The 12,414-nt window shown below is 54.2% G+C and carries 14 protein-coding genes; 10 read left to right on the forward strand and 4 right to left on the reverse strand.

Annotated features, from left to right (window positions below):
- Window positions 1-182: 182 nt before the first annotated feature.
- The 5 genes from iscR (at window position 183) to iscA (ending at window position 3,537) form a co-directional block, all read left to right on the forward strand.
- Window positions 183-629: a Fe-S cluster assembly transcriptional regulator IscR gene (gene iscR, locus ACEYDX_RS08950; RefSeq protein ID WP_373741672.1), complete on the forward strand. Its 447-nt coding sequence runs from the start codon at window positions 183-185 to the stop codon at window positions 627-629.
- 61 nt (window positions 630-690) lie between these two features.
- Complete coding sequence (locus tag ACEYDX_RS08955) at window positions 691-1,905, forward strand: IscS subfamily cysteine desulfurase (RefSeq protein WP_373741673.1); 1,215 nt, start codon at window positions 691-693, stop codon at window positions 1,903-1,905.
- Between the two features lie 424 nt (window positions 1,906-2,329).
- Window positions 2,330-2,647, forward strand: coding sequence for a hypothetical protein (locus ACEYDX_RS08960; protein ID WP_373741674.1), 318 nt, complete (start codon window positions 2,330-2,332; stop codon window positions 2,645-2,647).
- Window positions 2,648-2,749: 102 nt separating this feature from the next.
- Window positions 2,750-3,133 carry a Fe-S cluster assembly scaffold IscU gene (iscU, locus tag ACEYDX_RS08965; protein ID WP_373741675.1) on the forward strand — a complete coding sequence of 128 codons (384 nt, stop codon included), beginning with the start codon at window positions 2,750-2,752 and terminating at the stop codon, window positions 3,131-3,133.
- Window positions 3,134-3,216: 83 nt separating this feature from the next.
- A complete protein-coding gene (iscA, locus tag ACEYDX_RS08970) occupies window positions 3,217-3,537 on the forward strand; it encodes an iron-sulfur cluster assembly protein IscA (RefSeq protein WP_373741676.1) in 321 nt (106 codons plus the stop codon).
- A 616-nt stretch (window positions 3,538-4,153) separates the two neighbouring features.
- On the opposite strand, the gene pyrF is transcribed toward iscA, so the two are convergent.
- The 4 genes from pyrF to ACEYDX_RS08990 form a co-directional block, all read right to left on the reverse strand.
- Window positions 4,154-4,891 carry an orotidine-5'-phosphate decarboxylase gene (pyrF, locus tag ACEYDX_RS08975; RefSeq protein ID WP_373741677.1) on the reverse strand — a complete coding sequence of 246 codons (738 nt, stop codon included), beginning with the start codon at window positions 4,889-4,891 and terminating at the stop codon, window positions 4,154-4,156.
- An 86-nt stretch (window positions 4,892-4,977) separates the two neighbouring features.
- A complete protein-coding gene (locus ACEYDX_RS08980; protein WP_373741678.1) occupies window positions 4,978-5,619 on the reverse strand; it encodes a hypothetical protein in 642 nt (213 codons plus the stop codon).
- 82 nt (window positions 5,620-5,701) lie between these two features.
- The gene (locus tag ACEYDX_RS08985; protein ID WP_373741679.1) at window positions 5,702-6,367 is read right to left on the reverse strand and encodes a glutathione S-transferase; all 666 of its coding nucleotides are present in this window, start codon (window positions 6,365-6,367) and stop codon (window positions 5,702-5,704) included.
- Between the two features lie 209 nt (window positions 6,368-6,576).
- Window positions 6,577-6,792 (reverse strand): alternative ribosome-rescue factor A, encoded by a 216-nt coding sequence (locus ACEYDX_RS08990; protein ID WP_373741680.1) that lies wholly within the window; start codon window positions 6,790-6,792, stop codon window positions 6,577-6,579.
- A 64-nt stretch (window positions 6,793-6,856) separates the two neighbouring features.
- Here ACEYDX_RS08990 and hscB point away from each other — a divergent pair, with 64 nt between their 5' ends.
- From hscB to ACEYDX_RS09015, 5 genes are all read left to right on the forward strand, one after another.
- Window positions 6,857-7,372, forward strand: a complete 516-nt coding sequence (gene hscB / locus ACEYDX_RS08995) for a Fe-S protein assembly co-chaperone HscB (protein ID WP_373741681.1) — start codon at window positions 6,857-6,859, stop codon at window positions 7,370-7,372.
- Window positions 7,373-7,542: 170 nt separating this feature from the next.
- Window positions 7,543-8,247 (forward strand): hypothetical protein, encoded by a 705-nt coding sequence (locus ACEYDX_RS09000; protein WP_373741682.1) that lies wholly within the window; start codon window positions 7,543-7,545, stop codon window positions 8,245-8,247.
- 453 nt (window positions 8,248-8,700) lie between these two features.
- Window positions 8,701-10,215, forward strand: a complete 1,515-nt coding sequence (locus ACEYDX_RS09005; protein WP_373741683.1) for a polyamine aminopropyltransferase — start codon at window positions 8,701-8,703, stop codon at window positions 10,213-10,215.
- A gap of 264 nt (window positions 10,216-10,479) precedes the next feature.
- Window positions 10,480-10,743 carry a PepSY domain-containing protein gene (locus ACEYDX_RS09010; RefSeq protein ID WP_373741684.1) on the forward strand — a complete coding sequence of 88 codons (264 nt, stop codon included), beginning with the start codon at window positions 10,480-10,482 and terminating at the stop codon, window positions 10,741-10,743.
- A 243-nt stretch (window positions 10,744-10,986) separates the two neighbouring features.
- The coding region (locus ACEYDX_RS09015) for a glutamine--tRNA ligase/YqeY domain fusion protein (RefSeq protein WP_373741688.1) at window positions 10,987-12,414 on the forward strand (1,428 nt) is incomplete at its 3' end.

Below are 12,414 nucleotides of genomic sequence, written 5' to 3' on the forward strand. Positions count from 1 at the left end.
CTAGGTTTTTAATAAACTATATCATTTGCCGGATTATTGCAAACTTTTTTATCATAAAGAAAAACAACCGCCCCGATAGGAAAAGACGCCGTCTGAAAACCGCTCAGCCGCCCATACTTGACTGATTCACTCAGATATTAGACAATCCCGTCCACAGAAAAACAAACAGCAAACGACACACCATGCGACTCACCACCAAAGGCCGCTTCGCCGTAACCGCCATGATCGACTTGGCCATACACGCCAAAAACGGCAGCGCCGTCAAACTCAGCGCCATCAGCGAACGGCAAAACATCTCCCTATCCTATCTCGAACAGCTTTTCAGCAAACTGCGCCGCGCCGAGTTGGTCGAAAGCCTGCGCGGCCCCGGCGGCGGCTACATCCTTGCCGCCCCCGCCGCACAAATCAACATTGCCCAAATCATCGCCGCAGCGGAAGACAAACTCGATGCCACCCAGTGCGGCAGCAAAGCCGACTGCCACAACGGTTCCCCCTGCATGACCCACGAACTTTGGGAAAACCTGAACAAAACCATCAACGACTACCTCAGCAGCGTAACCCTGCAAAGCATAGTCGAACGGCAGGCTCACAACGGCAGCAAAGTCGTTACCTTTACCCACATCCACTAATCCCTTAAAACCAAACTTTTCAGACGGCCTTGAAGCCGCACAATCAAGAAAGAACAAAACCATGACCATCAAAACCCCCATCTATCTCGACTACGCCGCCACCACCCCCGTCGACAAACGCGTGGCCGAAAAAATGATTCCCTACCTCACCGAAACCTTCGGCAACCCCGCCTCCAACAGCCACAGCTTCGGCTGGGCGGCCGAAGAAGCCGTAGAAAACGCCCGCACTGAAATCGCCGCCCTGATTGGCGCCGACAGCAAAGAAATCGTCTTCACCAGCGGCGCCACCGAGTCCAACAACCTCGCCATCAAAGGCGCGGCCCAGTTCTACAAAACCAAAGGCAAACATCTCATCACCGTCAAAACCGAACACAAAGCCGTGCTCGACACCATGCGCGAACTCGAACGCCAAGGTTTCGAAGTGACCTACCTCGGCGTGCAGGAAAACGGCCTGATTGACCTCGAAGAACTCAAAGCCGCCATCCGCGACGACACCATCCTCATCTCCGTGATGTGGGTCAACAACGAAATCGGCGTCATCCAAGACATTCCCGCCATCGGCGAAATCTGCCGCGAACGCAAAATCATCTTCCACGTCGATGCAGCCCAAGCCTGCGGCAAAACCCCCGTCGACGTAGAAGCCGCCAAAGTGGATTTGCTCTCCATGTCCGGCCACAAAATCTACGGCCCCAAAGGCATCGGCGCGCTGTATGTCCGCCGCAAACCCCGCGTGCGTCTCGAAGCCCAAATCCACGGTGGCGGCCACGAACGCGGCTTCCGCAGCGGCACCCTGCCCGCCCACCAAATCGTCGGCATGGGCGAAGCCTTCCGCCTCGCCCGTCTCGAACTCGAACAAGACACCGCCCACGCCCTCAAACTGCGCGACATCTTCCTCAAAGGCATCGAAGGCATCGAAGAAGTCTACATCAACGGTGATTTGGACAAACGCGTCGCCACCAACCTCAACGTCAGCTTCAACTTCGTCGAAGGCGAAAGCCTGATTATGGCCGTCAAAGAACTCGCCGTATCCAGCGGCTCCGCCTGCACCTCCGCCAGCCTCGAACCCAGCTACGTCCTGCGCGCCCTCGGCCGCAACGACGAACTCGCCCACTCCTCCCTGCGCATCACTTTCGGCCGTCAAACCACCGAAGAAGAAGTCGCCTACGCCGCCGAACTTATCAAATCCAAAATCGGCAAACTGCGCGAACTCTCGCCGCTGTGGGAAATGTTCAAAGACGGGATTGATTTGAATACCGTGGAATGGGCAGAGCATTAAAAATTTTCAGACGGCCTGAATATAGCGAACAAGCCGTCTGAAAAGATAACCATGGTTTTCAGACGGCCTGAACAAACGGGTTCTCACGGAAAACCGTAGGTTGGGTTTGTAAACCCAACAAAACCCCATAAAACTACCTGAAGCGTTGAGTTTACAACCCAACCTACCACTGAATATAGCGAACAAGCCGTCTGAAAAAGATAACCATGATTTTCAGACCGCCTGAACAAACGGGTTCTCACGGAAAACCGTAGGTTGGGTTGAAAACCCAACAAAACCCCATAAGGCTGCCTGAAACGTTGGGTTTGCAACCCAACCTACCGATACTTGTACGGCAGCTAAAAAAGATGCAACCTCGAAAGCACCGTTAGGTACATATGCGCGTCATTGCCAATGCCAACCTGCCAGCTAAAGGAATTCTATAATGTATGCACTTTCGGAAGTCATCAAAACCTATGTTCTCAACCCTATTACCCTTCATGAGGACACCCTTCATTTCCAAATTGAGATTTTACGTAACCAAAATGAACAATTTCACGCAAGATTGTTCAGACGCGAGTTTTACCGGCTGAAACCGGCGTTTGAACCAAACACAGAGATACAGGCAGATGAATGTATCTATATTTTAGATACGCATACCCTACCCGAAGATTTGGAAAACCGGTTCTTCGATGATGAAAAAAGCTGTCTTCAATCTGTTTTATCATCTTTGGAACAAATTTTTGAAACTCAGAAAACGTAACAAGTCCGTCTAGCTCTGAATACATCGGAAGGCCGTCTGAAACCCTTTTTCAGACGGCCTGCCCCGAACCCCTTTAACAACAAACCACAAGGAACCCACATCATGGCATACAGCGACAAAGTCATCGACCATTACGAAAACCCCCGCAACGTCGGCTCGTTCGACAAAAACGACGAATCGGTCGGCACCGGCATGGTCGGCGCGCCCGCCTGCGGCGACGTGATGAAGCTGCAAATCAAAGTAAACGACGAAGGCGTTATCGAAGACGCGAAGTTCAAAACCTACGGCTGCGGCTCGGCTATCGCCTCTTCTTCGCTGATTACCGAATGGGTGAAAGGCAAAAGCCTCGACGAAGCGCTGGCCATCAAAAACAGCGAAATCGCCGAAGAGCTGGAACTGCCGCCCGTGAAAGTGCACTGTTCCATCCTCGCCGAAGACGCGATTAAAGCGGCCGTGGCCGACTACCGCAAGAAACAGGGCGCGTAATGCAAACGGCGGGTTAAACCCGCCGTTCAGACGGCCTGTGTGCGTCAAGGCCGTCTGAAAACGCCGAATGAAAGGATAATGAAATGATTACCCTAACCGAAAAAGCCGCCAACCATATCCAAAACTTTCTGACCAAACGCGGCAAAGGCGAAGGCATCCGCTTGGGCGTGAAAACCAGCGGCTGCTCGGGCATGGCCTATACCTTGGAATTTGTTGACGACGTGCAGCCCGAAGACTTGGTATTCGAAGGCTTCGGCGTGAAAGTGTTCGTCGATCCCAAAAGCCATGTCTATCTCGACGGCACCGAGCTGGACTACACCAAAGAAGGTTTGCAGGAAGGCTTCAAGTTCCAAAACCCGAACGTGAAAGACGAATGCGGCTGCGGCGAAAGCTTCCACGTTTAAGGCCGTCTGAAAAACCGGCAAACACTTCAATTGATTTGGTTTTTCCAATGAATGTTTTGTGATTGTCCGGCGGGGTCTGTATCGTGCGGTAGTGAATGCGCCCGGTCGACAACCATCAACGCATTATCTATACGCTGCCGCCCGAAGGCGGCTGAACACGCTGCATTTGCAGCCGTAACCGTTTGGTGGTTTCAACACACAGCCGCCCAAAGGCGGCTGATTGCCCATCAGCGCCATAACCAAGTTGTTACGGTCATTTCAACACACAGCCACCCGCGAGGGTGGCTGCTCCTTGCCTTCTCCCTGCTGCCAGCGGTTATTGGTTTCAATACACAGCCGTCCCTCAACCATACTCCATGATAAAAGATACAGGCCGTCTGAAAAATGTTTTTCAGACGGCCTGTATCTTTTGGAACCGTACCTGCCTTGATGGAAAGAAAACGTTGGAACGTGGAACAACCGAAAACGGCAACAGGCCGTCTGAAACCTTAATCCGTCACTTTTTCTTCATACGGTTGCGAACATACTCCACGGATTCCCGTCTTGGAAATAACGGTTGCGGGCGGCTTCGTACAAATCAATGCTTTGTGCGAACACAGCCTTCCAAACGTCCCAATCAAACCATTTCCGCCGCAAGCGTATTCACTTCCCGCAACACCGCCACAGGATCGGCGGCTTGGGTAACGGGTCTGCCCATCACCAGATAGGTCGAACCGGCTGCCAGGGCCTGCGCGGGGGTCATGATGCGACGTTGGTCATCTTTGTTGCCTGCCGTGTCCAAACGGATGCCCGGCGTTACCAAAGCAAACTCCTGTCCGAGCGCGTCGCGCAAAGGCGCGGCTTCGTGGGCGGAACAGACCACGCCGTCCAAACCCGAGCTTTGGACAAGTTTGGCCAACCGCAAAACCTGCTCTTCGATGGAAATGCCGATGCCCAATTCGGCCAAATCTTCCTTCGCCATGCTGGTTAACACGGTAACGCCGATAAGCAACGGTTTTTGCACAGAATTCGCCACGGCTTCGGCGGCGGCTTCCATCATGCGCCGTCCGCCCGAAGCGTGCACATCCACCATCCACACGCCCATATCGGCCGCCACCCGGCAGGCTTGGGCAACGGTGTTGGGGATGTCGTGGTACTTTAAATCGAGAAACAGCTTGAAGCCTTGGTTTATCAGGCTTTCGGCCAAACTGCGGCCACTGGCGGTAAACAGCTCCTTGCCGATTTTGAGTTGGCAGAGCGACGGTTCGAGACGGCGTACAAATGCGAGCGTGCTATCGGCATCGGCAAAATCAAGGGCAACAATAACGGGCGTGCGCTGTTCGGTTCTGGCAAAGTCGGTAATAAGCGGATTCATGTTTTTTCCGTTGTTTTATCAAGCTGTTAATCAGACAAGGATAAGGGAAGGCCGTCTGAAAACCGTTTCAGACGGCCTGTATCCGTTCAGTAAGGCTGGTCGGCAGGGCGGATTTCCACGCCCCACTGTTTCGATGCGGCTTCGAAATCTTCGCTGTCCCGTTTGGGTACGACCATCAGGAAGTAATAATCGCCGCCTGTTTCGGCGTTGTACAGCACCGCTTTGCGCTGTGCAAACTGTTCATACGCCTTTTTCATCAATTCGGGCGGCATGGCTTCGGTTTTGTCCTGCTCCGTCCATGCCAATGAAAAACGGAAACGGGCGGCCATTTTGTCGGCAAACGCAATAAAACTGTCGCTGTCTTTCCAATCCACGGCAAAAGCATGATCGGCATCCATTTCGTTACCGCCGAAAGGACTGATGATGTTTTCCGGATGGAAAATGTTTTGCACAATGCCTTCAGACGGCGCATTACGGCGGATGTCGGAAACAATGCCTTCGGCACCGCGCGGATTGTCCTGATACAGGACGGAAAGCCAGTTGCGGAACAGCTTTTCGCGCTCATCAACAACAGCGGCAGGCACTTCGCCCTGCGGCTGCGGCAAAGGTTTGGGGGAAGGCTTTTGGGCAGGCGTTTCTTCGTTTTTCTTGCCGGTAAACATAAATGCCACCAGTATCACGACAACGAACAATATGGCGACAATAATCATGCCGAAGGTGATTTTCATACAGGCTTTCTTAAGGTAGTTATTTGTATTCTGTTCATTTATCGAAACGGGCTTTTCAGACGGCCTCTGCAAAGCCGCCGAATTACAGCAAATCCAGCCGCCCCAAACGCTGCTGGGCACGACGGAAAGCCGCATCGGTTTCAATCCGCGTTACATACTCCCTGATGGCGGGCAGTTCCAACTCGGTGCGGCTTAAAGCGGCCTGCAACGGAAACGACATCATCACGTCGGCACCGCCAGGCTCTTGGCCCAGAAGCCAGCTTTTTCCGGCAAGTCGGGATTCGACAAATTCCAGATGCAGTTTCAACTGCGGGTTTAAAAAAGATTTGCGTACGCCGTCTGTAATTTGATGCGCCACCGGTTTGGCGAAAAACGGCATTTTCCGTTCGTCGATTTTGCGGAACACCAGCGACATGACCAGCAGCGGCATCAACGAACCTTCGGCATAATGCAGCCAAAACAGGTAATCGCGCCATTGAGGGCTGTCGGCGGCCGGTTTCAGACGGCCTGCCGCATCGTAACGCGCAATCAGGTATTCGACAATCGCGCCGCTTTCGGCCAGTACCGTACCGTTATCATCCACCACGGGCGATTTGCCCAAGGGATGAATGTCGCGTAAGGCATCGGGCGCGAGTTTCGTTGCCGTGTCGCGTTCGAAAATCTCCGCCCGATAATCCAAATCGAGCAGTTCCAAAAGCCATGCAATGCGGTAGGCGCGGGATTGTTTGAGAGCGTAAAGGGTTATCATAAGGCACACCTGTCGGGAAAACCGATTATATAGCAATTCTGCCGATTTTCCATTTCGGCGTTACCCTGCCTTTTACAGCCCGTTTCCCAGACGTTCAAACACAGCACATCTGCAACAGGCCGTCTGAAAAAAATCCCTTGGAAACAGGTTGTTTTTCAGACGGCCTTAAACCTTGCGCAAGGTATCGGAATACGCCCCGTTATGGTATCTTACGGCATCTGCACGGATAAAACCGCAAGGCCGTCTGAAAACAGAACAGGACGGTTATCGAAACCGTCCTGCCATTTTTTCGCAGCCTGTCTATTGTAGCTGCCTTTGCCTTTTTTCTTGCGCTCCGTTTTGCAGCGGAAAATATTGGATTTCACCAATGCCTTGAGCGCGTTGTCTTTAATGACACCTTTATTGTGTTGGGTTTTACCGCCCATTTTCATTTCCTTAACTCATTGAAAACAGGCGGAATCATAGCCCCTAAAACACACGGATGCAACCATGACCCGACATTTCGCCCTTTTCGGCCTGCCCGAACAGTTCCATTTAGACGACACTCTGCTGGAACAAAACTACCGCCTGCTCGCAGCCAAATTCCATCCGGACAAAACCGCCGCCGCATCCGCATTCGAACAGAAACAGGCAGTCATGATGGCCGCCGCAGTCAACGAAGCCTACCGCATCCTGAAAAACCCGACCGACCGCGCCGCCTATTTGCTGCAGGCCGAAGGCATCGATGCCGATGCACCGGAACACACCGCTTTCGCCCCCGAATTCCTGATGCAGCAGATGGAATGGCGCGAAGCACTCGACGATGCCCGCATGATGCCGTCTGAAAACGAAAAAACAGGAAAACTGGGAAAGTTATCAAATGAAATCAAAGATGTAAAACAAAATACCATAAATCGTATCAGCTCGGCGCTCCAACAGAAAAACTTCGAGCAAGCCGCAGCGCTCGTGCGCGAAATGCGCTTTTTGGATAAACTGCAACAGGAAATCCGAACCGCCGCGCCTTAAAATTATTTAACGGTTGTTTTCAATTTCAAACTCTGAAATAATGCCACTCGGATTTGTGCAAATCCCGTGCAGGCAGGAAGCCGGCAAGCTCCGTCCGCATTCCGCTGCGTACAAATCTGCATCACACATCAGATTATGAACATAACAAAACCCAAGAAAAAATTACGACTATGAATCCCATCAAACCCATCCTGCTGGCCGCACTGCTGCTCAGCGGCTGCCAAGCTTTCCAAGACGAAAGCCGCCGCAGCAAAATCGCGCGTTTCGCCGTCAAGCACCCGATTGCCGCCGCCGCCATCGGCGTGGAGACCGAACAGTCCACCAACATCACCACCAACGCCGTGCGCTTCGCCCTGCGCACCGGTTTGGACAACAAGAAAAACGGCGAAGGCCGCGGCACTCAGGTAAACGCCGTGCGCCACGCCTTGTGGCAGGCCGCCATCACGTCCCAGTTTGACGAGTCCACCGCCGAAGAAATCGGCAATGCCTATGAAAACGACACCGAACTGCGCGAAGGCAAAACCGACTACTTCAGCCGTCTGGCCGCAGACCAAGCCGTCGATCTGCGCAACAACCGCATCGGCCGCTCCATCGGCGGCAGCAAACCGAAAAGCGACATGAAAACCCTTGCCCAAGCCGTGTTGCAACACTACCGCGACGACGGCCTGTGGACGGCCCGCGAAGAAAAAAGCGGCAACCGCCGCACATGGCGCATCAGCCAAACCAAGCTGAGCGAACAGGAATACCGTTCCGCCCTGCAAAACCTCGAGCCGCTCAACCAAAACGGTATGACCGAGCAGGAGCAGGCGAAAAAAGCAACCGAAGCCCCCAGCGAAATCAAAGAAACCATCAAAGTATTGCGCGAAAAATATTGATTCCTCACCCGAAGGCCGTCTGACAAATGTTTTTCAGACGGCTTAATATTTCGCGGCATCTGAAAAATCATCCGCATTCCATGTATCCGGTACACGGTTGCCGTTTTGCCGCTGCGGTTCCCGCGTAAAAACAAGCCGCCCAAATAAGCCGCAGGCCGGGCTGCCAAACATTCCGACCAAGCAAAATTTCCCGCCCCTTGCCCAGTCCGCACGGAAATCATTTTTCGACGCAACAACGTATCACCCAAACACAACCGTATCTCCCAAAACCTTCCCGATACCGGTTTCCCGACATTCGCCCCCCCATAACAACCCGACGGATTCAGATTCAGACGGCATCGACAGGCAGGCGCAACATCCAAAGGCTCTGCGGAACACGCCTGATTCCTACCTGTTACCCCGCCTGTGTTGACGTTATAATCCCGCACATCCCCCACAGGCCGTCTGAAAACCATGAAACTCAACCGCACGCTGATTATTTCCGTCTTTATCGTTGCCAGTTGCGGATTGGCTTACGAACTGGTGATGGCCGCGCTCGCAAGTTATCTTTTAGGCGACAGCATTTTGCAGTTTTCGTCCATCATCGGCCTGTATCTGTTTTCCATGGGCATCGGCGCGCATCTGACCAAATACGTCAAAGACGAAGACGCGTTGGCGCGCTTTATCGAAATCGAACTGCTGGTGGGCATTATCGGCGGCATTTCCGCGCTGGTGCTGTTTGTGGCGTTCGGGCTGTCGGCCGCACCGTTCCGCACCTTGCTGTACGCGCTGGTTTTGATTGTCGGCACCATCGTCGGCATGGAAATTCCGCTGGTAATGCGGGTTTTGAACAACCAAAAGGCCGATTTCAAAGAACTGGTCTCGCGCGTGCTGACTTTCGACTATCTCGGCGCGCTGGCCGTATCGCTGCTGTTTCCGCTGGTACTTGCGCCCAAGCTCGGCATGGCGCGTTCGGCCCTGCTGTTCGGCATTCTGAACGCCGCCGTCGCCGTCCTGACCGCCCGCGCCTTCAAACCGCAACTGCCCGGCTACCGCGGTTTGCAAATCCGCGGCTGGCTGGTTTTAATCTTTCTCGGAACCGCGTTTGCCTTGGCCGACCGCATCAGCTACCGTGCCGAACAAAGCTATTTCGGCGACCCGATTGTGTACGAAAGCCATTCGCCCTACCAGCGGCTGGTGGTTACGCGCTGGAAAGACGATACCCGCCTCTACATCAACGGCAACCTGCAGTTTTCCTCGCGCGACGAAGCCCGTTACCACGAAGCCTTGGTGCTGCCCGCCATGCAGATGGCCGCGAAACCCGAAAACGTGCTGATTCTCGGCGGCGGCGACGGCTTGGCCGCCCGCGAAGTGCTGAAATACCCGCAGGTCAAACAGGTAACGCTGGTGGATTTGGATCCCGACATGACCGCCACCTTCAAAACCTCCGCCGAATTAAGCCGTCTGAACGCCGGTTCGCTGTCGCACCCCAAAGTCAACGTCGTCAACGCCGATGCCGCCAAATGGCTGGAAACCGCACAGCAGCAGTTTGATGTGGTCATCATCGACTTGCCCGACCCGTCGAATTTCTCGCTCGGCAAACTCTATTCCGTACCGATGTACCGCCTTGCCGCCCGCCGCCTCGCACCCGAAGGCCGCATCGTGGTGCAGTCCACATCGCCCTATTTCGCGCCGAACGCCTACTGGTCGGTGGTGGCCACGCTCGAAGCGGCGGGGCTGCATACCGCGCCGTATCACGTTTACGTTCCCTCGTTCGGCGAATGGGGTTTCGTATTGGCCGCCAAACACAACAGTTTCCCCGTTCCGAAAAAATTCGACGTGCCCACCCAATTTCTTACCCCGCAAACCGCCGCCGAAATGTTCCGTTTTCCGCCCGATATGGCGCGGCGCAAAGTCGAAGCGAATTATCTGAACAACCAGATTCTCGTGAGCTATTTCGAGCAGGATTGGGGAAACGTGATGCGGTAATCTGCGCTCATCCGTAAAAGGCCGGCTGAAAACCGTGTCGGGCAGACATTTTTACAACACCGTTCGACAAATACTTTTCAGACGGCCTTGATACCGCCGTCCCGAGCTTTGCGGGCAAACACCCCCTCCCAACCGGCCCAAGGCCGTTTGAAAAAGCAGCCGCTCCGGTTGCCGTACCATCCGTTCAAAAATAAAATTCTATCAAACGGCATGATTCCCGTATGCCCCAATCCCGTATAAAACGCCCGAACCGGAAAACCCGAAATGAATCCCAAACACACCATTACCGCCGTCTTGCTGTCGGCCGCCCTGCCCGTTTCCGCAGTATCCTACATCACGGCAGAACAGGCCGCCGCGTCCGCCAAAACCAAAGTGAAAAACGCCGAAGTACGCGACGTCGATTTCGAACGCGAAGGCCGCCCGTATTACGATGTCGAACTGGTTGCCGACGGCAAGAAATACGGCGTGCGCGTCGATGCCCAAAACGGTCGCGCCGTGATTACCGATGCCGAACCGCAACGCAAATAATTCTCAGCGTTGTGCCGAACACAAGCCGTCTGAAAAAGTTTTCAGACGGCCTGTGTTTACCTGCGGCACCTGTACAGAAATACGGGCACGGAACCCGTGTTTTCCATACCGTATACCGTTTCCGCCCCACACATTTTGTCTGCAATCTTCCGCTCGGGTACAATACGCCCTTTACCGTTTTTTTCAGACGGCCACGCACCATCAGCAGGCCGTCTGAAACCCACCAGACAACGCGAAACCATCATGCTCAACAAAGACCAATTTGCCGACAACCACTTCATCCGCACCATCATCGAAGAAGACCTTGCCAACGGCAAACACACCGCCATCCAAACCCGTTTTCCGCCCGAGCCGAACGGCTACCTGCACATCGGCCATGCCAAATCCATCTGCCTGAATTTCGGCCTCGCCTATGTGTTCGACGGCCTGTGCAACCTGCGTTTCGACGACACCAACCCCGAAAAAGAAAATCAGGAATACGTGGTTTCGATTAAAGAAGACGTGCACTGGTTGGGGTTTGGGTGGTCCGGCGAGCCGCGCTACGCCTCCGACTATTTCGACCAACTCTTCGATTACGCCGTCGGCCTGATTAAAGACGGCAAAGCCTATGTGTGCGACCTGACCGCCGACGAAATGCGCGAATACCGCGGCACGCTCACCGAGCCGGGCAAAAACAGCCCCTACCGCGACCGCAGCGTGGAAGAAAACCTTAATTTGTTTTATAAAATGCGCGACGGTGCGTTCCCCGACGGCAGCAAAACCCTGCGCCTGAAAATCGACATGGCTTCGGGCAACGTGAACCTGCGCGACCCTGTGATTTACCGCATCCGCCGCGCGCACCACCACAATACGGGCGACAAATGGTGCATCTACCCGATGTACGATTACACCCACGCCATTTCCGACGCCATCGAGGGCATCACCCATTCGCTGTGTACGCTCGAATTTGAAGCCCACCGCCCGCTGTATGATTGGGTGCTCGACAACATCCCCGCGCCGCATCCCGTGCGTCCGCGTCAATACGAATTTTCACGTTTGGAACTGCTTTATTCCATCACCTCCAAACGCAAACTCAACCAACTGGTTTCAGACGGCCATGTTTCCGGTTGGGATGATCCGCGTATGCCCACCATTTCCGGTATGCGCCGCCGCGGTTACACGCCCGAAGGCCTGCGCCTGTTCGCCAAACGCGTGGGCATTTCCAAATCGGAAAACGTGGTCGATATGAGCGTGCTGGAAGGTGCGATTCGTGAAGAACTGGAAAACTCCGCCCCGCGCCTGATGGCCGTGCTCAACCCGATTAAAGTCAGCATCACCAACTTTTCAGACGGCCCCGTCGAAAGCCGTTTCGCGCCTTACCATCCGAACCACGAAGACATGGGCGGCCGCGAACTGAAACTGTCGCCCGAAATCTACATCGAAGCCGACGACTTCGCCGAAGAGCCGCCCAAAGGCTGGAAACGGCTCACACCCGGCGGCGAAGTACGCCTGCGCCACAGTTATGTGATGCGTTGCGACGAAGTGGTGAAAAATTCAGACGACCGCATTGTCGAACTCAAATGCAGCATCGACCACGACACGCTGGGCAAAAATCCCGAAGAAGAGCTGGGCGTACTGTTTCCGCAGGCACAGTGGTTTTTCAGAGCGGTGGTCGTCATCGCGCTGGTATTC

It is taken from the genome of Neisseria sp. (assembly GCF_041804105.1).
Classification (GTDB): domain Bacteria; phylum Pseudomonadota; class Gammaproteobacteria; order Burkholderiales; family Neisseriaceae; genus Neisseria.

Coding starts and splice junctions, on each gene's coding strand:
- iscR (WP_373741672.1), top strand. CDS start 183: ATGCGACTCACCACCAAAGGCCGCTTCGCCGTAACCGCCATGATCGAC.
- ACEYDX_RS08980 (WP_373741678.1), bottom strand. CDS start 5,619: ATGAAAATCACCTTCGGCATGATTATTGTCGCCATATTGTTCGTTGTC.
- iscA (WP_373741676.1), top strand. CDS start 3,217: ATGATTACCCTAACCGAAAAAGCCGCCAACCATATCCAAAACTTTCTG.
- ACEYDX_RS09005 (WP_373741683.1), top strand. CDS start 8,701: ATGAAACTCAACCGCACGCTGATTATTTCCGTCTTTATCGTTGCCAGT.
- ACEYDX_RS08985 (WP_373741679.1), bottom strand. CDS start 6,367: ATGATAACCCTTTACGCTCTCAAACAATCCCGCGCCTACCGCATTGCA.
- pyrF (WP_373741677.1), bottom strand. CDS start 4,891: ATGAATCCGCTTATTACCGACTTTGCCAGAACCGAACAGCGCACGCCC.
- ACEYDX_RS08955 (WP_373741673.1), top strand. CDS start 691: ATGACCATCAAAACCCCCATCTATCTCGACTACGCCGCCACCACCCCC.
- iscU (WP_373741675.1), top strand. CDS start 2,750: ATGGCATACAGCGACAAAGTCATCGACCATTACGAAAACCCCCGCAAC.
- ACEYDX_RS08960 (WP_373741674.1), top strand. CDS start 2,330: ATGTATGCACTTTCGGAAGTCATCAAAACCTATGTTCTCAACCCTATT.
- hscB (WP_373741681.1), top strand. CDS start 6,857: ATGACCCGACATTTCGCCCTTTTCGGCCTGCCCGAACAGTTCCATTTA.
- ACEYDX_RS08990 (WP_373741680.1), bottom strand. CDS start 6,792: ATGGGCGGTAAAACCCAACACAATAAAGGTGTCATTAAAGACAACGCG.
- ACEYDX_RS09000 (WP_373741682.1), top strand. CDS start 7,543: ATGAATCCCATCAAACCCATCCTGCTGGCCGCACTGCTGCTCAGCGGC.
- ACEYDX_RS09010 (WP_373741684.1), top strand. CDS start 10,480: ATGAATCCCAAACACACCATTACCGCCGTCTTGCTGTCGGCCGCCCTG.